Source organism: Maricaulis virginensis (genome assembly GCF_027922185.1).
Lineage (GTDB): Bacteria > Pseudomonadota > Alphaproteobacteria > Caulobacterales > Maricaulaceae > Maricaulis > Maricaulis virginensis.
In genome coordinates, this window is the sequence record NZ_BSFE01000002.1 from 87,798 (window position 1) to 106,935 (window position 19,138).

General features: G+C 66.0%; 22 protein-coding genes and 1 pseudogene. 11 read left to right on the forward strand and 12 right to left on the reverse strand.

Annotation, left to right across the window (positions count from 1 at the left end):
• Nucleotides 1–18 precede the first annotated feature (18 nt).
• Together PKE71_RS03750 and PKE71_RS03755 are read right to left on the reverse strand one after the other, a co-directional pair.
• Nucleotides 19–1,485, reverse strand: coding sequence for a glycosyltransferase (locus tag PKE71_RS03750; RefSeq protein WP_271185620.1), 1,467 nt, complete (start codon nucleotides 1,483–1,485; stop codon nucleotides 19–21).
• 225 nt (nucleotides 1,486–1,710) lie between these two features.
• Entirely contained in the window at nucleotides 1,711–2,199 is a 489-nt protein-coding gene (locus PKE71_RS03755) for a SixA phosphatase family protein (protein ID WP_271185621.1), read from the reverse strand.
• Nucleotides 2,200–2,324: 125 nt separating this feature from the next.
• Here PKE71_RS03755 and PKE71_RS03760 point away from each other — a divergent pair, with 125 nt between their 5' ends.
• The 4 genes from PKE71_RS03760 to PKE71_RS03775 all read left to right on the forward strand — a co-directional run bounded on the left by PKE71_RS03760 (nucleotide 2,325) and on the right by PKE71_RS03775 (nucleotide 3,947).
• Nucleotides 2,325–2,960, forward strand: coding sequence for a peroxiredoxin (locus PKE71_RS03760; protein ID WP_271185622.1), 636 nt, complete (start codon nucleotides 2,325–2,327; stop codon nucleotides 2,958–2,960).
• A gap of 140 nt (nucleotides 2,961–3,100) precedes the next feature.
• Nucleotides 3,101–3,361: a hypothetical protein gene (locus PKE71_RS03765; protein ID WP_271185623.1), complete on the forward strand. Its 261-nt coding sequence runs from the start codon at nucleotides 3,101–3,103 to the stop codon at nucleotides 3,359–3,361.
• Complete coding sequence (locus PKE71_RS03770; protein WP_271185624.1) at nucleotides 3,358–3,750, forward strand: hypothetical protein; 393 nt, start codon at nucleotides 3,358–3,360, stop codon at nucleotides 3,748–3,750. The genes PKE71_RS03765 and PKE71_RS03770 overlap by 4 nt, the downstream gene beginning before the upstream one ends.
• Nucleotides 3,747–3,947 carry a helix-turn-helix transcriptional regulator gene (locus PKE71_RS03775; protein WP_271185625.1) on the forward strand — a complete coding sequence of 67 codons (201 nt, stop codon included), beginning with the start codon at nucleotides 3,747–3,749 and terminating at the stop codon, nucleotides 3,945–3,947. Before PKE71_RS03770 ends, PKE71_RS03775 begins: the two co-directional genes overlap by 4 nt.
• A gap of 253 nt (nucleotides 3,948–4,200) precedes the next feature.
• On the opposite strand, the gene PKE71_RS03780 is transcribed toward PKE71_RS03775, so the two are convergent.
• The 5 genes from PKE71_RS03780 to PKE71_RS03800 all read right to left on the reverse strand — a co-directional run bounded on the left by PKE71_RS03780 (nucleotide 4,201) and on the right by PKE71_RS03800 (nucleotide 8,226).
• Nucleotides 4,201–5,307, reverse strand: coding sequence for an ABC transporter permease (locus tag PKE71_RS03780; protein ID WP_271185626.1), 1,107 nt, complete (start codon nucleotides 5,305–5,307; stop codon nucleotides 4,201–4,203).
• The gene (locus PKE71_RS03785) at nucleotides 5,304–6,230 is read right to left on the reverse strand and encodes an ABC transporter ATP-binding protein (RefSeq protein ID WP_271185627.1); all 927 of its coding nucleotides are present in this window, start codon (nucleotides 6,228–6,230) and stop codon (nucleotides 5,304–5,306) included. The genes PKE71_RS03780 and PKE71_RS03785 overlap by 4 nt, the downstream gene beginning before the upstream one ends.
• Nucleotides 6,227–7,174, reverse strand: a complete 948-nt coding sequence (locus PKE71_RS03790; RefSeq protein WP_271185628.1) for an HlyD family secretion protein — start codon at nucleotides 7,172–7,174, stop codon at nucleotides 6,227–6,229. Before PKE71_RS03790 ends, PKE71_RS03785 begins: the two co-directional genes overlap by 4 nt.
• Nucleotides 7,174–7,806 (reverse strand): TetR/AcrR family transcriptional regulator, encoded by a 633-nt coding sequence (locus PKE71_RS03795; RefSeq protein WP_271185629.1) that lies wholly within the window; start codon nucleotides 7,804–7,806, stop codon nucleotides 7,174–7,176. Before PKE71_RS03795 ends, PKE71_RS03790 begins: the two co-directional genes overlap by 1 nt.
• Nucleotides 7,807–7,875: 69 nt before the next feature.
• Nucleotides 7,876–8,226, reverse strand: coding sequence for a winged helix-turn-helix transcriptional regulator (locus PKE71_RS03800; protein ID WP_271185630.1), 351 nt, complete (start codon nucleotides 8,224–8,226; stop codon nucleotides 7,876–7,878).
• 73 nt (nucleotides 8,227–8,299) lie between these two features.
• On the opposite strand from PKE71_RS03800, the gene PKE71_RS03805 reads away from it, so the two are divergent.
• The 3 genes from PKE71_RS03805 (at nucleotide 8,300) to PKE71_RS03815 (ending at nucleotide 10,359) form a co-directional block, all read left to right on the forward strand.
• The gene (locus tag PKE71_RS03805; RefSeq protein ID WP_271185631.1) at nucleotides 8,300–8,857 is read left to right on the forward strand and encodes a carboxymuconolactone decarboxylase family protein; all 558 of its coding nucleotides are present in this window, start codon (nucleotides 8,300–8,302) and stop codon (nucleotides 8,855–8,857) included.
• A gap of 71 nt (nucleotides 8,858–8,928) precedes the next feature.
• Nucleotides 8,929–9,384, forward strand: a complete 456-nt coding sequence (locus PKE71_RS03810; protein WP_271185632.1) for an ABA4-like family protein — start codon at nucleotides 8,929–8,931, stop codon at nucleotides 9,382–9,384.
• 672 nt (nucleotides 9,385–10,056) lie between these two features.
• The gene (locus PKE71_RS03815) at nucleotides 10,057–10,359 is read left to right on the forward strand and encodes a hypothetical protein (RefSeq protein ID WP_271185633.1); all 303 of its coding nucleotides are present in this window, start codon (nucleotides 10,057–10,059) and stop codon (nucleotides 10,357–10,359) included.
• A 321-nt stretch (nucleotides 10,360–10,680) separates the two neighbouring features.
• Here PKE71_RS03815 and PKE71_RS17620 read toward each other — a convergent pair.
• The 3 genes and pseudogenes from PKE71_RS17620 to PKE71_RS03830 all read right to left on the reverse strand — a co-directional run.
• Nucleotides 10,681–10,887: pseudogene (locus PKE71_RS17620) on the reverse strand (transposase); the annotation flags it as partial.
• A gap of 33 nt (nucleotides 10,888–10,920) precedes the next feature.
• On the reverse strand, nucleotides 10,921–11,403 hold the full coding sequence (locus tag PKE71_RS03825) for a hypothetical protein (RefSeq protein ID WP_271185634.1): 483 nt from the start codon (nucleotides 11,401–11,403) through the stop codon (nucleotides 10,921–10,923).
• A gap of 41 nt (nucleotides 11,404–11,444) precedes the next feature.
• Nucleotides 11,445–12,656 carry an RtcB family protein gene (locus tag PKE71_RS03830; RefSeq protein ID WP_271185635.1) on the reverse strand — a complete coding sequence of 404 codons (1,212 nt, stop codon included), beginning with the start codon at nucleotides 12,654–12,656 and terminating at the stop codon, nucleotides 11,445–11,447.
• 527 nt (nucleotides 12,657–13,183) lie between these two features.
• Between PKE71_RS03830 and PKE71_RS03835 the strand changes: the two genes are divergently transcribed.
• From PKE71_RS03835 to PKE71_RS03850, 4 genes are all read left to right on the forward strand, one after another.
• Nucleotides 13,184–13,600: an MAPEG family protein gene (locus PKE71_RS03835; protein WP_271185636.1), complete on the forward strand. Its 417-nt coding sequence runs from the start codon at nucleotides 13,184–13,186 to the stop codon at nucleotides 13,598–13,600.
• A 79-nt stretch (nucleotides 13,601–13,679) separates the two neighbouring features.
• Nucleotides 13,680–14,750 carry a peptide chain release factor 1 gene (gene prfA / locus PKE71_RS03840; protein ID WP_271185637.1) on the forward strand — a complete coding sequence of 357 codons (1,071 nt, stop codon included), beginning with the start codon at nucleotides 13,680–13,682 and terminating at the stop codon, nucleotides 14,748–14,750.
• A 7-nt stretch (nucleotides 14,751–14,757) separates the two neighbouring features.
• Nucleotides 14,758–15,699, forward strand: coding sequence for a peptide chain release factor N(5)-glutamine methyltransferase (gene prmC, locus PKE71_RS03845; protein WP_271185638.1), 942 nt, complete (start codon nucleotides 14,758–14,760; stop codon nucleotides 15,697–15,699).
• 214 nt (nucleotides 15,700–15,913) lie between these two features.
• Nucleotides 15,914–16,597 (forward strand): DUF4167 domain-containing protein, encoded by a 684-nt coding sequence (locus PKE71_RS03850; protein WP_271185639.1) that lies wholly within the window; start codon nucleotides 15,914–15,916, stop codon nucleotides 16,595–16,597.
• Between the two features lie 164 nt (nucleotides 16,598–16,761).
• On the opposite strand, the gene PKE71_RS03855 is transcribed toward PKE71_RS03850, so the two are convergent.
• On the reverse strand, nucleotides 16,762–18,132 hold the full coding sequence (locus tag PKE71_RS03855; RefSeq protein WP_309297592.1) for an MATE family efflux transporter: 1,371 nt from the start codon (nucleotides 18,130–18,132) through the stop codon (nucleotides 16,762–16,764).
• A 211-nt stretch (nucleotides 18,133–18,343) separates the two neighbouring features.
• Nucleotides 18,344–19,117, reverse strand: a complete 774-nt coding sequence (locus PKE71_RS03860; protein WP_271185640.1) for an MOSC domain-containing protein — start codon at nucleotides 19,115–19,117, stop codon at nucleotides 18,344–18,346.
• Nucleotides 19,118–19,138: the final 21 nt, after the last annotated feature.

Sequence of the window (19,138 nt, forward strand, 5' to 3'; positions counted from 1 at the left end):
CGATCAGTGTCCAGGGGATCATCCGCGGGCCGCGCTCCGGTCTGACCGGCTGGCCGGCCCGCCAGCGGGCGAGAAAGAAGCCTGCAATGCAGATCGTGAGGGCGATGAGGGTCGCGGGCAGGGAGAGGTACATGGGGGTTCTGCCAGCGAGCTGACACCGTGTTCTGTCTTTTCCCAGAGATAGGGGTTTTGCACGAGCTGCACCAGAGCGCGGACAGCAGGCACGACCTGGATCGACCAGTAGGCGGGCAGCAGGGCGAGATCGGCGATCCGCACCGGCAGGCCTGCCCGGGCCATGCCTTCGACCGCGCCCATGAGGCCGCCGGCATATCCCGCGCCGAGGATCGACAGACAGGCCAGGACGGGCAGTGACACGCCTTGTTCCATGACAGCCACCGCCAGCGCCGCGGCGAGTGTCGGGCCGTGGATGAGTGCCGACAGGACCGCGCCGCCCAGCGTCATCACGAGCGGCAGGCTGAGGCGCCGGCGTTCGGCATCCAGTCCGAAGTGAACCCCGAGCGTCTGCCAGTACCCTTTCAGCCAGCGGGTCCTTTGCGGGGTCCAGCCGCGCAGGCTTACGGGCGCTTCTTCCAGTGTGGTCGGCGCGATGAGACCGCAACGATAGCCGAGCCGGTGAAGGCGCACGCCCAGATCGGCATCTTCGGTGACATTCCAGGCATCCCAGCCGCCACTGCGCTGCAGGGCCTTCGCACGGAAATAATTGCTGGTTCCGCCAAGTGGCAATGGCCAGCCGAGCCGCTGGTAGAGCGGCAGCATGACATGAAAATGCGCGGCGTATTCCATCGCGAACTGGCGTGTCAGCCAGGTCTCGCCCCGATTGTACCAGTTGAGCGGGGCCTGCAGGCAGGCCAGACGCGGCGGGGCAAGGCTGAAGCTCTCGGCGGCGTGGCGCAACTGGTGCGGATGCGGCCGGTCCTCGGCGTCGTGCACCGCAATGATCTCGCCACTGCAGAAGCGCAGGGCGTAGTTGAGCGCGCGCGGCTTGGTGCGCGGGTGTCCGGCCGGCGCGATGATGACGCCGAAGCGGCGATCCAGCCGGCACCGCTCTATGGCTGCCAGCGTCTCGGTGTCGTCCGCTTCCAGAACCAGACGCACTTCCAGCTTGCCCGCCGGATAGTCGATCGCCGCGAGGGTGGTGACGAGCTGGGGGATGACCGCGGCTTCGCGATAGAGAGCCACGATGATGCTCGCTTTCGGCAGGGCGGCCTCGCACAGGTCGCGACGCGGCGCATGGCGGGGCCTGTTCAGCGTGCCGGCGATGCGCAGCAGAGCCAGTGACAGACAGGTCGGCGCCAGCACAGCCAGCAGCAAGGCCGATGTGGAAAAGGGCAGGGCCGGCGATGCCAGGATACTGGCCAGGACAAGGCCGCAGAGCAGGCTGACCAGGTGCGGGAAACTCCGGTTCCGGGCACTCAGTTCCGGGCAGCGGCGCGACAGGCCGCCCGCGGCTTCGTCTGTCCACAACCGTGCGAGAATGCCTGGTGGCGTCTGCAGCCGGCCGCCCCGTTCTGGAGTGGCGTGGGCCGGAGCGACGCGCGCCGAAGCGCTGCATGATCCGGCTCTCCGGGGCGCGCTGCGTGCAAGCGTCCCGGCCGCGTCAATCCCCTGTGCGCCGTCCATTTCCAGCTCCGGGCTCACCGTCCGGGCGCATCAAAGCAGAAACACACGCAAAACGCGAATCTGAAAAAATCAAGCCTTGGGGTTGATCACGAAGTCGAGGCGGGGCCGGGACAGATCATCGCCGTCGAGCACAAAGATGCTGGCTGTTGCCGTGGGGTAGCCCAGCGGCATGCGGGGTGTCTCGCCACACATCTGGGCCAGCTTGTGGGCAAAGCCGCCAATGCCCGGATTGTGTCCGACCAGCAGGATGGTGCCGGCTGTGCCGAGGACCTGGCGGGTGGCGCGTTCCAGCATTTCCGTGGAGGCGTGATAGAGCGCCATCGGATCGTCCATCTGCGGCTCGCCGATCTGCGGCAGCATCTGGTCATAGGTCTGCCGTGTGCGCCAGGCCGGCGAGACCAGTGCGAGATCGACGCGGATACCCCGCCCGGCCAGCACGTCGGCAGCGGCGGCACTGTCTTCGCGTCCGCGCGCTGTGAGTCCGCGCTGGAAATCGTCTTCCGCCTCCAGCCGGTCGACGGCCTTGGCATGGCGCATGAGGATCAGGGTGGTCGTCATCGTGTCGGCGCAGTCCGGATGCTGGTGCGGATGTAGGCGCTCCGGCGGCGGTCTTGCAATCGCGTGGCCGGAAGCGCACCTAGTCCTAAGGTGTTTTTGCCGCCAATTGAACCGAGGAGGACGACATGGGTCTGCTGTTGGGTGATATCGCCCCGAATTTCGACGTCGAGACGAGTGAAGGCGCAATCAATTTCCACGACTGGATCGGCGACAACTGGGTGATCTTCTTCTCCCACCCGGCCGACTACACGCCCGTCTGCACGACCGAGCTGGGCTTCACGGCCAAGCTGAAGGACGAGTTCGCCAAGCGCAATGCCAAGGCGATCGCGCTCTCCGTCGACAGCGTCGAGGACCACAAGGGCTGGATCAAGGATATCGAGGAAACGCAGAACTGCGCGGTCAACTTCCCGATCATCGCCGACACCGAGCGCAAGGTGTCCGAACTCTATTCGATGATCCACCCGAATGCCGATCCGAAAGTCACGGTGCGCTCGGTCTACATCATCGACCCGAACAAGAAGATCCGCGCCACCTTCACCTACCCGCCCAGCGCCGGCCGGAATTTCAACGAAGTGCTGCGCCTGCTCGACAGCCTGCAGCTGACCGATGGCTACAAGGTCGCCACGCCGGTGAACTGGGAAGACGGCCAGGACGTGATCGTGGTCCCGTCGATCTCGGACGAGGAAGCCGACAAGCTCTTCCCCGCCGGCTACAACAAGATCAAGCCCTATCTGCGCGTGACCAAGCAGCCCAACAAGTAAGGCTGCACGCATCGCTGACGGTTTGGAGGCGCCCGGGGGATTCCCGGGCGCCTTTTCCCGGCCCGGGTTTGACAAGTCTCCTTGACGACAAGCTCGCTTTACAGATATGACAAGGGTGCTTTACAGCTTAGGAGGCCGATATGGACGATCGTGATCTGATGACAGGCGAGGGTGGTGCGCCGACCCTGGTGTCGCTGGCACTCTTCGCCGTCATCTTCTTTTCCGCCCTGCTTGCCGTTGAATTCGGCAGCGGACTGATCGAACCGCTTCGCGCGGCCCTGGCCGGCCTGCCGGCAAGCTTGAAAGCCGGTGCGCTGGCGGCTGTGATCCTCGGCCTGATGGCCATCGCGCGGATTGCGGTTCTGCTGGGCTTGCGCGCGGACACGGCGAAGAAATCATGACCCCCGAAATGAAACGCTACACCTGGCGCACCCTCGTCCTGATGCTGATCTTCACCGGTCTCCTGGTGGCGATCGACAAGACGCTCGACCCGTCGCGCAATGGCTGGCCGGCAGTGCAGGCCTGGCCGCTGGTCGGGCTCACCTGCCTGCCGCTCCTCGTCTATGGCTGGGAGGTGATCCGCTATGTCCGCTCGATCGACGAAATGCTGGCGCGCTTCCAGATCCGCGCTGCAGCGGTCGCCATGCTGGCCATGCTGCTGGCCGCCGCCGTGTTCGGCGTGGCGGAGATCTATGGCGTGATGGAGCCGCTCAACATGACGATGCTGCTGCCCATCGCGGCGGTCGCGCACAGCGTTGCATCCCTGATCCAGCAGGTCCGGGTGCAATGAAGAACCGGCTCAGGGAGCTTCGCGGCGAGCACGGCTGGAGCCAGCAGGCCCTGGCCGACCGCCTCGACGTGTCGCGCCAGACCGTCAATGCGCTGGAGACGGGCAAGTACGACCCGTCCCTGCCGCTCGCCTTCAGGATCGCCCGCCTCTTCGGCCAGCCGATCGAGGCGATCTTCGACGATGAGGTGGAGGGTTAGGTTCAGCAGAGAACAAGCGAAACCGGTTGTCATCCCGGCCGGATGCCCGGCCTCGGGCCGGGCGCAGGGCCGGGACCCATAAACACGATCATTGGCCGCCAGCAGGCGCTGTACCACCGCCGCAAATAACTCGACGAGCGGCGCGTGTATGGGTCCCGGACTTCCGCCCCGCTTTTGCGGGGCATGCATCCGGGATGACAAAATCAGGGGGTTCCAACCCTAAGCGGGCAGATCCTCGCCATTGCTCGCGGCCTCAATCCAATGTCCGCCGGTAGCGCAGCATCGCCACGGTGGCGATCACGGCAAAGATCACGGCCAGCGGCCAGATCTGCGGTACGATATCGCCCAGGCTGGCGCCCTTCAGCATGATCGCCCGCACGGCGCGGATGAAGTGCGTCGTCGGCAGGGCCTGACCCAGCGTCTGCGCCCAGGCGGGCATGCCGGCAAAGGGGAACATGAAGCCGGACAAAAGGATCGAGGGCAGGAAGACAAAGAAAGTCATCTGCATCGCCTGCATCTGCGTGCGCGCCACGGTGGAGAAGAGGAAGCCCAGCGACAGGTTCACCAGGATAAAGAGTGACACGCAGACCAGGAAGGCCGGCGCCGAGCCCAGGAAGGGCACGCCGAACAGGAAGCGCGCGCCGGCCAGCATGATCACCACCTGGATGAAGCCGACGAAGACATAGGGCGTGATCTTGCCCACCATCACCTCATAGGGCCGTGTCGGCGTGGCCAGCAGGGTTTCCAGCGTACCGCGCTCGGCCTCGCGGGTCAGCGCCATCGAGGTCATCATCGCCATCGTCATGGTGAGAATGACGCCCAGCAGGCCGGGCACGATATTCAGCGCCGTGCGGCCGGCCGGATTGTAGCGGCGGTGGATAACCGTCTCGACCGGCGGTGTCATCTCGCCGAGCAGGGGCGCCAGCGCTTCCTGCACCAGGGTGGGGAAGGTGCCCGTGCCGGCGCCGGCGGCGACCGGGTCCGAGGCGTCGGTGTCGAGCAGGATCTGCGGGCGGTCGCCGCGCAGCAGGTCGCGCTCGAAATCCGGCGGAATGGTCACCACGAACAGGGCCTCGCCGGTCTGCAGCGCCGTATCGGTTTCGGCCCGCGAGTAGGTGATGCCGATCAGGTCGAAATAGTCGGACGTTTCCATCGCCTGCAGGATGGCGCGGCTGGCCGGACCGTTATCGCCCATCTCCACGAGGGTGGGCAGATGGCGCGGATCGGTGTTGATGGCATAGCCGAACAGCAAAAGCTGCATCACAGGAATGCCGACCATCATGCCGAAGGTCAGCCGGTCGCGGAGCATCTGGATGAATTCCTTGCCGATCAGGGCGAGGATGCGGCTGAAACTGTTCATGTGAAATTGTCCTGCGAGCCGGCCATCAGCCAGATGAAGGCTTCCTCCAGCCCGGTCTTGGCGAGATCGACACTGATGCCCTCGCGCCCGCGATAGGCACAAACCGTCCGCTCCAGCGCGTCCGCATCGCGTCCGGACACGTGCAGGGCCGAGCCGAAGCGCGCGATCTGGTCGACGCCCTCGGCATTGAGGAGTTCGTCATAGATGGGCTGCAGCCCCTTGCCCTCGATCCGCCAGGTCACCAGGCCGACCCGTTCGGGAATGTCGGCGGAGGGCGCGTCGATCAGCTTCTTGCCATAGGCGATGAAGGCGATGTAATCGCACTGCGCGGCCTCATCCATGTAGTGGGTCGAGACCAGAACGGTGACGCCCTTGCGGGCCAGCCCGCGGATCCGGTCCCAGAAGTCCCGCCGGGCCTTGGGATCGACACCCGCGGTCGGTTCGTCGAGCAGCAAGAGGCCGGGATTGTGCATCGAGGCCGCCGCCAGCGCGAGGCGCTGTTTCCAGCCGCCCGACAGCGTATCGGCCAGCTGGTGCGCCCGCGGTCCCAGATCGTATTCCTCCAGCGTGTCGGCGACGATCTGTTTCGGGTTCTTCAGCGCATGCAGGCGCGCCATGAAAGTCAGGTTCTCGCGCACGGTAAGATCGCCATACAGCGAGAAGCGCTGGGTCATGTAGCCGACGCGCGACTTGATGGTCCGGCTCTCCTCGATGATGTCGAGACCCAGCGCCGTGCCGCCGCCGCTGTCCGGTTTCAACAGGCCGCACATCATCCGGATCGTTGTCGTCTTGCCGGATCCGTTCGGGCCGAGAAAGCCGTAGATCGACCCTTTGGGAACCTGCATGTCGAAATCGTCGACGACGCGGGTCTCGCCGAAACTCTTGGTCAGGCCTTTCACATCGATGGCAAGCGCTTCGCTCATGGCTGCGGCCTGAGGCGCAGCGGCGTTCCCGGCGGGGGCGGTGTGCCCTCGAAGCGCGCCTCGGCGCGATAGACCAGGCGGGCGCGCTCATTGTCCGAATAGATCACGGGCGGGGTAAACTCGGCCGCGTCTGCGATCGAGGCCAGGCGGACGGTGAGGCCCGCCGCACAGCCATCGCAATCCACCGCGAAACGGTCGCCGGTGGCATGGCCGCCAATCCCGGTCTCCGGAATGAACAGCACGGCGTGGACCGCGCCATCGGGCAGCAGCTCATAGACGGGCTGGGCCGGACCGGCCTGTTCGCCGGCAAAGCGGATCTGGCGATGCACGGCGGCATCGGCCGGCGCAGCGACGGTCCGGCGGTTCAGGGCATACTCGGCGCGCTCGCGCTCGGCCTGGGCCGCCGCGATCTCGGCCTGCAGGGCGCGCAGCTGGTTCTCCCGCGCCGGCAATTGAACGAGGCTCAGCCGCTGGCGCATTTCCGCGACACGGGCATTGGCCGTCCGGGCCGCCGCCAGTGCCTGGTCCAGCCGGGCCTGGCTGACATGACCGTCCCCGAACAGTTCGCGCGTGCGGGTCAGCGTGTCATTCGCTTCGCGGGCGGCGGCGTCGGCCTGGTCGAGCTGGTCCCGTGCCGCCTCGATCTCCGGCGAGCGGGCACCCGCGGCGGCATCGTCGAAGCGGGCGAGCGCAGCCTCGATCCGGGCCTCGGCTGCGGCGAGGGCGGCCCGTTCCGCGGTCGCGTCCAGCGAGAACAGGGTATCGCCCGCGGCGACATGCGCGCCCTCGCGGGCCAGGGTCTCGACTATGCGGCCGGGCGCGTCCGGCGCAATGGCGGTGAAATCGCCCTCGGCATAGCCGTGCAGCGTGTCGTCGGGCTGATCGCTGCAGGCGGCGATGCCCAGCACCAGTCCGGCCAGCAGGAGATGTCGGCTCAGTCGCATCACGCGTCCTCGCGGGGTTTGAGGCCATGGAGCAGCAGGTCCGACAGCGCGTCCGCGACATCGACCGGCTCCCTGAGATTTTTCGGATGAAAGTCGAACGCGCTCGCCAGCATCATGTGGCCGAGGCAGGGACCGCCGATACAGCGCATCAGCATGTCGGCATCGACGGGGCGGAATGTTCCGGCCTCGACGCCGTCGGCAGCCAGGGTCGCGATGGCGCGGCGCGCAGTTTCCAGAACCTGGTCGCGATAATGGGCGGCGATGTCGGGGAAGCGATGGGCTTCGGTCAGGACCAGGCGCGGGGCGGCGGAAATGTCCGGATCGGTCATGGCGGTGATCATCATGAAGATGACGCCGCGCAGTGCCGCTTCCGGATCGCGCGGCGCACCGACCGAGACCAGGCGTTCCGCGGCCGTGGCCAGGGCGCCGGCCGATTGCTCGACCAACGCTTTCAGCATCGCTTCCTTGGACGGGAAATAGAGATAGACCGCGCCCTTGGAGAGGCCGGCCCGTCTGGCGATGTCTTCAACGCGCGCGGCGGTGAAGCCCTGTTCGACGAAGACGGAGAGGGCGGCGTCCAGGATTTCGTCGGGCCGGGCTTCAGGCCGGCGGCGTCGTGTTTTCGTGCTCATGCCGATTTAATAACTGACCGGTCAGTTAGTTGCAAAGGAAATTTCCGAGGCCCGGGGATCGGCCCTTTTCTAGGGGGTGGGGTCGCCGGTGTTCAGCGCGCTCGCCCAGTCCTCTGCCCAGCCGTTCAGCGGCAGCAGGAGGTCCTGCAGGCTGCGCCCGCGGGCGGTGAGGGCATAGCCCTCATCGGTCAGTTCCACGATGCCGGCCTCGATGCATTCGGCCAGGCGTGTATTGAGCACGCTGGGGCTTATCCCGGCGGCCTCCTGCAGCGCGCGGAAGCGCAGATGCCGGTCATCCCGCAACTCCCACAGCAGGCGCAATTGCCAGCGCCGGCCCAGAAGGTCGAGCAGGGCCATGACCGGGCGGCCGGACTGTGATGCGGGTGTCGGATGGCCGGGGAGGGGTGTGGATCGGGTCATGCTATTATTTTCGTAGCGTTGGAATGAATGTGTGCTATGAAATTCGTAGCAACGATTGTCCCGGAGGTCCAGCATGTCCCGTATCGCCCCTGTCGAGCCGCCCTATTCGCAAGATGTGCAGGCGGTTTTCGACCGCATCATGCCCGCAGGCGTGCCGCCGCTGCGCCTCTTCACCACGCTGGCACGCAGCGAGCGGGTCTACCGGAAATTCAACGCCGGCAGCCTGCTCGACCGCGGCACGCTCACCCTGCGCCAGCGCGAACTCGTGATCGACCGCACCTGTGCGCTCAATGGCTGTGCCTATGAGTGGGGCGTGCATATCGCCTTTTTCGCCGAACGGGTCGGCCTGACGCCCTCCGAGATCGAGGCGCTCGCCGCGCCGGCGATCATTGAGGAAGACTGGCCGGCTGAAGAGGCCGTCCTGCTCCGGCTGTGTGACGAACTTCATGCGGCAAGCCGGATACCGGCCGCCTGCTGGGACCGGCTCACCACACATTTCGGCGACGAGCAGATCCTCGAACTCATCGCCCTGGCCGGCTTCTACCGGACGGTGGCCTATTTCGCGAACGGGCTGGAGATCGAGCCGGAAGCCTTTGGCGCGCCACTGCCCGGCCAGATATCGCGAGCCTGACTGGCCGGGCGCGGCGAAGCGGTGTCAGATCGCACCTGCTTCAAGGGGCCGGCGGCAAGGGGGAGTTGGCGATGTACGAGACCATCTATCTGGCACTGCATGCGATTGTCGCACCGGCCTGGATACTGCTGGCCGTCGCGCCGGGCTGGCGCTGGACGCAGCGGCTCGTACACGCCGCCCTGATCCCGCTCGTCCTGTGCGCCATCTATCTGGCCTTCCTGACCGCCGCGATCGGCTTCGGACAGGCCGATCCGGACGCCGGGATGAGCACGCTGGCCGGTGTGATGGCGCTGTTCTCGCATCCGGTCGGCGCGCTGACGGGATGGACGCATTTCCTCGTCTACGACCTCTTTGTCGGTGCCTGGATCGTTCGCGATGCGCGCCGTCACGGCATCGCCCACTGGATCGTCCTGCCGGCGCTCTTCCTGTCGCTGATGTTCGGACCGCTGGGCCTCCTGCTTTACCTCCTGATCCGCAAGTTCAGCGGCAAGGGCGGCTGGTCGCTCGATGAGGCGGCTGTCGGCTGAATCATTTTCAGCAGAAGTGGGAAGCGGTTCTGCGGTTCGAAAAGGCGGCCACATGTATCAAACGCATCAAGTCTCATGCGGACTTTGGCACGCTGATCCGGCACGATGCCGGGCATGGAACCTCTCTATTCAAAGCGCGACGAACTGCGTGCCCGGACCAAGGCCATTGAAGCGTATACAAGGACCATAGCGCGCAATCGAGATGTGCGGCGGTTCGCTGGCTCCGGTTCGGATATTCAAGCGCGACCAGCTCAAGAGGCTGGTCTGTGAAGCCCTGCGCAAGGGCGTCACCGGCAACCGGAACATTGCCCGCGAAGTGATCGCCCGTGTGGACTCGGAATGCACGGACGCATGCCCGTCAGATGTGACACGGCGGGTAAAGGACGTGACTAAGGCTTTTTTTGGTAGAGTGTTCTCTATATGTTGTGGGAACGCAACAAGAACGACCCCCACCCGTTGACTCTTCGAAACCCCTGATCACTAATACCTAGTTGAGCGCAAAAGCGAAGCCGCCGGGGCTCCTACACCCCGGCGACCCCTTTGCCTTTGCGCGTCCGCACCAGTTTTGGGCCGTGTGCGGACCGACCGGCGATTGCGCCTCGACCATGATGGCCGGGGCACTCGGTGTCAAGCACGGTCCAGCCCTTCGATGTCCGAAGAAAGGACCGATCCATGACTGACGCTTATGCACTCACCTTCCGCCTCAAAACCGACTCGAGCTACGCGGAACGCCTCGAAAGCCTTGAGAAGGCAATTCGCGAGGAGTCGCCAGGGGAATGGTGGAAGGAAACCACGTCGTTCTATCTGCTCAGGAGCGAGAAGTCCGCAAGCGGGCTTGTCGATCACCTCTATTTCAACTCCGAGTTCAATGCGTCCAAAGACATTATGGGCGTTATCAACCTGTCCAAGAAAGAGCACGCCCATAAAGGCACGTTCTCGGACTCGGATTGGGAGAATATCCTGAAAGCCCGTTAGCCCGGCATCTTATGAAAATCGATCTCTACCCCGCACAGACGGGCAAATAAGAAGACTAGGCGCACGCGCGCCGCGGTGATCGATCGCAATTTTCTCCATAGTTCTGCCCGGCTTTAGAGCCGGGCAATTTTCTCACGCCGTCCGCTGCCAGTATCCGGCCCACGTCCGGTTAACCGGAGAGGTCATTACGCTGCGGAGCGCGCGGCTTGCCTGAGTGCCGTTCGCCTCGGAGCGATGGTCTTCCTTCCAAGCGGCCTCGCCAGCATACTGGCGCAGGTATTGCGGGCTGGCCTCGTGGTGCTGGCCATGGATCATATGGTCCGCCCCGCACTTGAACTTGCGGCGGGTGGCAATGTCGTAGGTCTCGACACAGCCGCAGCGCTGGCAAACAGCCTCGCCGCTCGGCCCAGCGCATGACCTTGAACGTCTGGCAGGTCGCGTCCTCACCCGCCTTGCAAATGTACTTCAGGGCGGGGTGCGGGCTTGTGCGGAGGCGAGAAAGTGCTGCGCCCTCTTGGCGCGTTTGATACATGAGGCCGCGAAAAAGCGACCGCCCAGAAGCTAACGCCGTTTCGGCAGCCGGCCGTCGCGGCGCGGGGCCTCGCCGGTCTTCAGCTTCCAGCGTTTCAGCAGGCCGTCGACCGGGTGGACGTAGAGCCGCCCCGGTTCGGGACCGTCGGCGAGATAGTAGCGCCGGCTCCACAGCCATCTGCCGTCGCGTCCGATGGCCGGCCGGTCGACGAAGTCGTCGAGATGCTCCAGCACGTGCTGCTTCACCGTGTGGCCGGGATCGAGATGCTCGCAGATCTCCGCATGCACCTTGTCCCAGGGCCGGCCGACCTGCCGGTCGAGGTAGCGTTTCAGCGGGGCGAGATTCTCGTTCAGCCATTTGGAATGCGTGCCGTTCTCCTTGCGCTGGCGGCGCAGGCCCTGCTTTTTCGGCAGGAGATCGCCGGCCCGGTCCAGCTTGCCGCGTGCCAGCTTCTGCGTGCGCCAGCCGGCCCGCGGCCGCTCGACGATCACCTTGAACATGTCCTTGCGCATGAGATGTCCTCCCGGGCGGTGCGGGGCAGGGCCGCAAGGCCCTACCCCTTCACGCAGACCACCTGCTTGAGCGTGTGGACCACCTCCACCAGGTCGGACTGGGCCGCCATGACGGCGTCGATGTCCTTGTAGGCCATCGGCGTTTCGTCGATGACGCCGGCGTCCTTGCGGCACTCCACCCCCTCCGTCGCCTTGCGGTGATCGGCCAGGGTGAAGGCCTGGCGGGCCTTCGAGCGCGACATGGTCCGCCCGGCGCCGTGGGAGCAGGAGCAGAAGCTGTCTGCCGCGCCCTTGCCGCGGACGATGAAGGAGCGCGCGCCCATCGAGCCGGGAATGATCCCCAGCTCGCCGTCGCGGGCCGAGACCGCGCCCTTCCGGGTCAGCCAGACATCGGCGCCGAAATGGTGTTCCTGCTCCACGTAATTGTGGTGGCAGTTCACCGCGGCCTTGTCGGTCTTGAACCGGCCCAGCGTAGTGCGCAGCGCGCCGAGGACGCGCATCATCATCGCCTCGCGGTTCTCGCGGGCATAATCCTGCGCCCAGCCGACGGCCTCGACATAATCGTCGAACAGGGGCTCGCCCTCCAGGAAGAAGGCGAGGTCCTTGTCCGGCACATGGAAGTCCAGCACCCGGCGGGCGAGCTCCTCGCGGGCGCGCTCGATGAAATAGGTGCCGATCATGTTGCCGGTGCCGCGCGACCCCGAGTGCAGCATCACCCACACCGCGCCGGCCTCGTCGAGGCACAGTTCGATGAAGTGATTGCCGCCGCCCAGCGTGCCCAGCTGACCGTCCACCTTGTGGGTGCCGATCTTGTGGTGCTTGGCCTTGATCGTGGCCAGCCGCTCCATCAGGCCGGAGGCCTTCAGCTGCGTCTCCACCGAGGCCGGATTGATCCGGTGATCGCCGCCCTTGCCATTGCCCACCGGCACGGCGCGTTCGATGGCGTCGCGGGTGGCCTTCAGGCTGTCGGGCAGGTGCGCGGCCTTCAGGCTGGTGCGCACTGCCATCATGCCGCAGCCGATATCCACGCCGACCGCGGCAGGAATGATCGCACCCTTCGTGGGGATCACCGAACCGACCGTCGCGCCGCGTCCGAAATGCACGTCCGGCATGGCCGCGACGTGGCTGTGCACGAAGGGCAGGCCGGCGACATTGCGCAATTGCTCGATGGCAGCATCCTCGACGGGAACGCCGCGGGTCCAGGCCTTGATTACGCCGGAACGGGTCTCGATGGCTTCAAACTGCACAGACATGGTTCGTCCATCCCGCAGCGCCTGCGGGACCTTTCTCTTTTCTCGTTGTGATGTGTCCGGCCCCGGAATTGGGAGGGTGCGCGTTGGGGGCACGCACCCTCCCGGGGCAGGGTTCCGGCCGGCCGCTGGGGGAGAGAGAGCCGTGGCCGGAACGAAAAAACCCTCCGCGAGCAACGCTCGGGAGGGCGGGTCACCGGGACTGTTGGGGGTCAGTCTACCAGGTGATCGCGGACCCTTCCGCGCGCGCAGTCACGGCCGGCCAGAAGGCCGAGCCTGGGAGGCGATATGCGGTCTGAACTGCGTTCATCATCGTCTCTCTTTTGCGCGCCCGTTCGCGGGCGGGTGGTGATCGGGAGGCGGCTTATGACGCCGCCCGCCTTCGCGTTCAAGACGAAATCGGCACGGTGAGGTTGGATCGCCGTGATGTGTGACTTTTGAGGCACGTTTTGCACCCCGCTTGCGATTTCTGTCGCGCGGCCGGCCCGGTTCGACCTAATCTCGCGAAAACAAGACGGGGGAGGACGCCGATGTTTCAATCCATCATGACGCCTGTGCTCGCGCTCGCGGCGTGGACACTGGTGATGTTGCTGTGGATGTATGCCACGCGCCTGCCGGCCATGCAGAAGGCCGGGATCGATGCGACGAAGATCCAGGACCCGGCAGAGCTGAACACGCTGCCCATCGAAGTCCGCCGCATCGCGCACAACTATAACCACCTGCACGAGCAGCCGCTGATCTTCTACGTGCTGTGCATCTACGGCCATCTGGCCGGCGTCGCCGACGAGCTGAACATCATGCTCGCCTGGGGCTATGTCGCGCTGCGCATCCTCCACTCGCTGATCCAGGCCCTGTGGAATTTCGTCCCCGTCCGCTTCGCCGTCTTCATGGCGTCCTCGATCGTGCTGGTCGTGATGACGGTGCGCAATGTGATCGCGGCGATGTGACGGGGTGAAAAGCCTGCCGGAAGCGGCTGAACAGCCGATCAGGATTTTCTTCGCCATCGCTTGGTGATAACCGGAGCCCATGCACGCACCCGAAGCCCGACTCTCCCAGGTGATCGACCGGTTCGAACAGGTGGAAGCCCGCCTGGGCGCCGCGGGCGATCCCGATGAAATCGTCAAGCTCTCCAAGGAGCACGCCGAGCTGAAGCCGGTGGCCGAGAAGGCCAGCGAGCTGAGGGCTGCGCGCGCCGAACTCGATGATCTCGCCGAGATGATGGAGGGCGGCGACGCGGAAATGGCCGACATGGCGCGCGAGGAATACTACGCCCTCAAGGAGCGCCTGCCCGAGCTCGAGCACGAGATGTCGCTGCTGCTCCTGCCCAAGGACAAGGATGACAGCGCCGACGCCCTGATCGAGATCCGCGCCGGGACCGGCGGCGACGAGGCGGCGCTGTTCGCCGGCGATCTCTATGCCATGTACCAGCGCTATGCCCAGCTGCGCGGCTGGAGCTGGGAACTGGTCTCGGCCTCGGAAGGCGAGCATGGCGGCTACAAGGAAGTCATCGCCCAGGTCTCCGGCAATGGCGTGTTCGGCCGGCTGAAATTCGAGAGCGGCGTGCACCGTGTGCAGCGCGTGCCGGCGACGGAAAGCCAGGGCCGCATCCATACCTCCGCCGCCACGGTGGCGATCATGCCGAAGCCGGAAGAGGTGGATTTCGACCTCGACATGAGCGAGGTCCGCGTCGACACGATGCGTGCCTCCGGGGCCGGCGGCCAGCACGTCAACAAGACCGAGTCGGCCGTGCGCATGACGCACCTGCCGACCGGTATCATGGTGGTGTGCGCCGAGAAGTCCCAGCACCAGAACCGCGCCCGCGCCCAGGAACTCCTCAAGGCCAAGCTCTACGACATGCAGCGCGAGGCCGCCGCGGCCGAACGCGCCGCCGAGCGCAAGGGCCAGATCGGCTCCGGCGACCGTTCCGAGCGGATCCGCACCTACAACTATCCGCAGGGCCGGGTCTCCGACCACCGCATCAACCTCACCCTCTACAAGCTGGACCAGATCGTCGCCGGCGACGAGCTGGACGAGGTGATCTCCGCCCTGATCGCGGAAGACCAGGCGGCCCGCCTGGCGGCGCTGGAAGACGCCTGATCCGGCGATGACCGGGCCTTTCGACAAGCTGGTTGGCGATGCGAGGGCCGCGTTCGACAAGGCGCCGAGCAAGCCGTTGCGCGAAGCCTGGCAGGGGCTGGGCCTGGCCGATATCCGGCGCGATCTTGTGCAGCGTCTGCTCGCCGCCGGGATCGACGAGGCCGAGATCGAGGCGCGCCACATGCTCTCTCATGTCCTCGCCCCGGCAACGCTGGCCGAGGCCCTGGCCGATCCGGCCCTTGTCTCCTGGCAGCGTATCGCCAGCCTCGCCGATCTCGCCTGGGACCGGCTTGCGCGCAAACCGCTGAGCCAGGTTCTGGGCAGCCAGCCCTTCTGGACCCTCGATCTGGCGGTGACGTCCGATGTGCTGACCCCGCGGGCCGATACCGAGACCCTGGTCGAGGCCGTGCTGGCCCGCTGCCCGGACGGCGATGCCGAACTGCTCGATCTGGGCACCGGTTCCGGCGCCATCCTGCTGGCGCTTCTGAGCGAGCGGCCGGGCTGGCATGGCACCGGGATCGATCTGTCCGATGCGGCGCTTGGCGTGGCACGCGGCAATGCCGGGCGCTGCGGCCTGGCGAATCGCACCCGCTTCGCACGCGGCCGGTGGTCGGACGGTCTGGCGGACGCGGCCTTCGATATTGTCGTCTCCAATCCGCCCTACATCGTGTCGGACGTGCTGGCCGGACTGGAGCCGGAAGTACGCGACCATGAGCCGGCCATGGCGCTGGATGGCGGGGCGGACGGTCTTGACGCCTATCGCGACATCTTTCGTGATGTGCGGCGGATCCTCAAGGAAAACGGTCTCTTGGCGGTCGAGATCGGCTATGATCAGGGCGCAGCGGTGAGCGCGCTGGCGCAAGCGGCCGGCCTCGCGGACGTCGCCGTCCTGCGCGACCTGGCGGGCCAGGACCGCGTGGTCATCGGATACAACGGCGAAAACCGCTAAAAGGGCTTGGAATGCGTGGCTTGCCGGTCTAGGGTCACCGACAAGGCAGGTGGATCGCGCCAGTACGGGGGTCTCGCGCGGCCGGATGAGCCACCTGCCATTATCCGGCCAATTCGACGATCATCGTGTTCAGTGGCGCACAGGCTTGCACCTGCAAATGCACAGCAAAGCCAGAAGTTTAGATAAGCATCGCTGTTAAACAGGGATAGGCGATATGAAGCGTCAACGCGGTCGAGGACGTAAGTCCGGCAATTCGGCTAACCGCAGCTATGAGAGCAACGGTCCGGAAGTAAAGATCCGTGGCAATGCCTCCCAGATCTACGACAAGTATCTTCAGCTGGCGCGCGATGCATCGTCGGCCGGTGACCGGGTGCGTGCGGAAAATCTGTATCAGCACGCCGAGCATTATTACCGCATCCTCCAGGCCAGCCAGCCCAGGCGCGAGCCGGGCCAGGACGATAATGGCGACAATGCCGAGGCCAATGGTGATGACGAGGACAATGACGACATGTCCTACGGCTCCAATGGCGGCGGCTCCAACGGTGGCCACTCCAACAATGGATCCGGCAATGACCAGGGCGGGGATCGCGAGCGCGAACCGCGCCGTGGCCGTGGCCGTCAGCGCCAGCAGCGCCCCTCCGACCGGGGCGGCGAAAAGGAAGATCCGCTCGGTGTCGTGACGCCGGAAGCCGAAAAGCCGGCTGCTGAAGAGGCCAAGCCGGACGCCAAGGCCGAGGATGGTGAAGACGGCGCGCGCCGCCGGACCCGCCGTCCGCGCCGCACCAAGGCTGAAATCGCCGCCGACAAGGCCGCAGCGGAAGCCGCGCTGGAAAGCGCCAGCGCTTCGGCCGACGGCAAGACCGGCGGTGGGGACGATTCCGAAAGCGAAGCCGCCTGACGGGCGCACCGCATTGCGGACTGTGAAAGATGGGCGGCCGGTTTCCCGGCCGCCCTTTTCGTATCTGGAGCGTGATCAGGTGAAGTGGGAACCGGTTCACCGGTTCGATCACGCGACCGCTCAAGAATCCGGAGCGGGAACGATTTCGCAGGAAACGATCCTGTCTAGAGCTCGGCCCGGCCGCGCAGGCCGCGCGGCACCAGGCCGAAATCATGCCCGTCGCTGCGGGCCGCCTGGACCAGCACGGCCAGCGCCATCAGGGCCAGCAGCACCTCGGCCGACGGGCCCGCCATCCAGATTCCCCATTCCCCGAACCAGACCGGCAGGACCAGCGTCAGCGGGATCGCGAACAGATAGGTGCGCGACAGGCTGAGCAGGGCGGCGCGCAACGCGTCTCCGACGGCCTGGAAACAGGTCGAGATCATCACGGCAGGCCCTGCCAGCACATAGGCGGCCACGATCACCGGCAGCAGGCGGCCGACCTCGGCGATCACGACCGGATTGTCGACGAAGAGCCCGGCCAGCCCGGTCGCGCCAAAGCTGAAAATCGCCTGCGCCGTGCCGGCATAGACCAGCCCGCAAACGAGGCCCAGCCGCAGCGTGCGGGCGACCCGGTCGCGCTGTCCGGCGCCGAAATTATTGCCCACAATGGCCTGCAGCGCCTGCGCCATTCCCATCAGGCCGAGAAAGCTGAACGACAGGAGACGCGTGGCGATGCCATAGGCGGCGACCGTGGTGTCGTAATCCTCCAGCGCCGTGTTCTGCAGCATGACCAGGATCGTGCCCGATCCCAGCGACAGGCCCAGGAAGGACAGGCTCTGCGGGGCACCCAGGGCCAGGAAGTCGCGCCAGCCCGTGCGCCAGCGGTGCCAGGGCAGGGCGAAGGCCGGCAGATCGCCGCGTCCGCTGGCCCGGAAGGCGAGCACGATGATGAGGCCGGCCGCCTGGGCGAGCGCGGTGCCGATGGCCGAGCCGGCGACACCCCAGCCCAGGCCCGCGATCAGCACGAAATTGATCGCCATATTGGCGACGGTCACCAGCGCGCCGGTGATCGCCATGAAGGCGACCCGGCCTTCCACGCGCAGGGCGGTGGTCTGCAGGCCGAGGGCGAAGGCCAGCGGCGCGGCGATGACGGTGATCTGCAGATAGCGATAGCCGTACTCGGCCAGCGTGGCCGAGCCGTTGGCCGCCAGCCGCACCAGGGGCTCGCCGCCCAGGAAGAAGAGCGCGAGGAGGGCAAGGCAGGTGAGCACGCTCAGCCCGTGCGCACCGGCGAAGCTGGCCTCGGCACCGGCATGATCGGATGCACCCAGCTGGCGGGCCAGCACGCTGGCCATGCCGTCGGCCACGAGCGTGGCCAGGGCGATGCACATCATCACGATCGGAAACATCAGGGTGACGGCGGCGAGGGCATCGGCGCCGACGAACACGCCGAGGAAGATCGCATCGACGACGGTGAGAAGCCCGTTCACGCTCATCAGGAAGACGATGGGCAGGGCGGTCCTGGCAAACAGGGGACCGATCGGTCCTTCCAGGTACCCGGTCTTGCGGGCAGCAGTCTGGCTCGTGGGTCACATCCCGGTCGGGCACCGCCCGGATACCGGACGGCGCGACATCCTGCACGGGCCATAAGGCGGCGTTCGCTTTGGCGAGAAGCCGGGCAGGACAAGTTGAATTCGGAAAGCGGGTTTCACCGGGCAGGCTCTCTGCCAGCGGCGGGCACCCAGGAGCCCGGAAGGCGAATGGCTAGGCGGTCGCCCCGGTCCCGTCAAGCAAAACCGGGTCGCCCACCGCGATACGGCCGCCCTGCTCGACGCTCAGATAGAGCCCGCAGCGGGTGTGGCCATAGTGTTCGAACAGGGCCTTGGGCAGGTCGATATCCCGTTCGCCCGTATCCAGATTGACGCTCGTTGCGGCACAGCGGCCGATCGGGTCCCGAGCCCGCAGCACGGCATCGCCGATGTGGATGTCCCGGCCGATCCAGTCGAACTCCGCCCAGGGATCGAGCCCGTCGATCAGCAGATTGCCGCGAAACCGCACCGGGTCGAGTTCGTGTCCGGTCCGGGCCGCCAGGTCGCGCACCGAGGCGGCATTGATCAGCGAGATGTGCGGCTGGGGAATATCCGTCATCGCCTGGCCGGGCGCAGACACGATGCGCATCGGACCGCGCAGCTGGTCGCCGAGAAGCCCTGCCAGCCGGTCGAACAGGGGCGCATGCGTCGTCGCGTCCTCCAGGTCGACGGTCACGGCTTCCCTGGCATCGACCGCCACGGACAGGCGCTGGCCCGCATCCTCATAGCGGCAATCCAGCCGCGCCAGTTCTGCCTGTCCGGCGAGCATGAGAAAGTGCTTCTTCTTCACATGGCCGGGATTGTCCGCATCGAAGGGACCGGGGCCGTTCTCGATCGCCCAGCGGCGATCGTCAGGCAGGACCTTGCCGGCCTGCAGCCCGACAGCGTCCATGCGATCGGGGCCCAGCCCCTTTACCGGAAAGCGGGTGATGGCGGTAAGCTGGGGCATGGCAATAACCTGTTGGTGAGG

What these genes read in the sequence shown, in the direction of transcription:
- PKE71_RS03755 (WP_271185621.1), bottom strand. Translation starts at nt 2,199, where the DNA reads ATGACGACCACCCTGATCCTCATGCGCCATGCCAAGGCCGTCGACCGG.
- PKE71_RS03760 (WP_271185622.1), top strand. Translation starts at nt 2,325, where the DNA reads ATGGGTCTGCTGTTGGGTGATATCGCCCCGAATTTCGACGTCGAGACG.
- PKE71_RS03765 (WP_271185623.1), top strand. Translation starts at nt 3,101, where the DNA reads ATGGACGATCGTGATCTGATGACAGGCGAGGGTGGTGCGCCGACCCTG.
- PKE71_RS03770 (WP_271185624.1), top strand. Translation starts at nt 3,358, where the DNA reads ATGACCCCCGAAATGAAACGCTACACCTGGCGCACCCTCGTCCTGATG.
- PKE71_RS03775 (WP_271185625.1), top strand. Translation starts at nt 3,747, where the DNA reads ATGAAGAACCGGCTCAGGGAGCTTCGCGGCGAGCACGGCTGGAGCCAG.
- PKE71_RS03780 (WP_271185626.1), bottom strand. Translation starts at nt 5,307, where the DNA reads ATGAACAGTTTCAGCCGCATCCTCGCCCTGATCGGCAAGGAATTCATC.
- PKE71_RS03785 (WP_271185627.1), bottom strand. Translation starts at nt 6,230, where the DNA reads ATGAGCGAAGCGCTTGCCATCGATGTGAAAGGCCTGACCAAGAGTTTC.
- PKE71_RS03790 (WP_271185628.1), bottom strand. Translation starts at nt 7,174, where the DNA reads ATGCGACTGAGCCGACATCTCCTGCTGGCCGGACTGGTGCTGGGCATC.
- PKE71_RS03795 (WP_271185629.1), bottom strand. Translation starts at nt 7,806, where the DNA reads ATGAGCACGAAAACACGACGCCGCCGGCCTGAAGCCCGGCCCGACGAA.
- PKE71_RS03800 (WP_271185630.1), bottom strand. Translation starts at nt 8,226, where the DNA reads ATGACCCGATCCACACCCCTCCCCGGCCATCCGACACCCGCATCACAG.
- PKE71_RS03805 (WP_271185631.1), top strand. Translation starts at nt 8,300, where the DNA reads ATGTCCCGTATCGCCCCTGTCGAGCCGCCCTATTCGCAAGATGTGCAG.
- PKE71_RS03810 (WP_271185632.1), top strand. Translation starts at nt 8,929, where the DNA reads ATGTACGAGACCATCTATCTGGCACTGCATGCGATTGTCGCACCGGCC.
- PKE71_RS03815 (WP_271185633.1), top strand. Translation starts at nt 10,057, where the DNA reads ATGACTGACGCTTATGCACTCACCTTCCGCCTCAAAACCGACTCGAGC.
- PKE71_RS03825 (WP_271185634.1), bottom strand. Translation starts at nt 11,403, where the DNA reads ATGCGCAAGGACATGTTCAAGGTGATCGTCGAGCGGCCGCGGGCCGGC.
- PKE71_RS03830 (WP_271185635.1), bottom strand. Translation starts at nt 12,656, where the DNA reads ATGTCTGTGCAGTTTGAAGCCATCGAGACCCGTTCCGGCGTAATCAAG.
- PKE71_RS03835 (WP_271185636.1), top strand. Translation starts at nt 13,184, where the DNA reads ATGTTTCAATCCATCATGACGCCTGTGCTCGCGCTCGCGGCGTGGACA.
- prfA (WP_271185637.1), top strand. Translation starts at nt 13,680, where the DNA reads ATGCACGCACCCGAAGCCCGACTCTCCCAGGTGATCGACCGGTTCGAA.
- prmC (WP_271185638.1), top strand. Translation starts at nt 14,758, where the DNA reads ATGACCGGGCCTTTCGACAAGCTGGTTGGCGATGCGAGGGCCGCGTTC.
- PKE71_RS03850 (WP_271185639.1), top strand. Translation starts at nt 15,914, where the DNA reads ATGAAGCGTCAACGCGGTCGAGGACGTAAGTCCGGCAATTCGGCTAAC.
- PKE71_RS03860 (WP_271185640.1), bottom strand. Translation starts at nt 19,117, where the DNA reads ATGCCCCAGCTTACCGCCATCACCCGCTTTCCGGTAAAGGGGCTGGGC.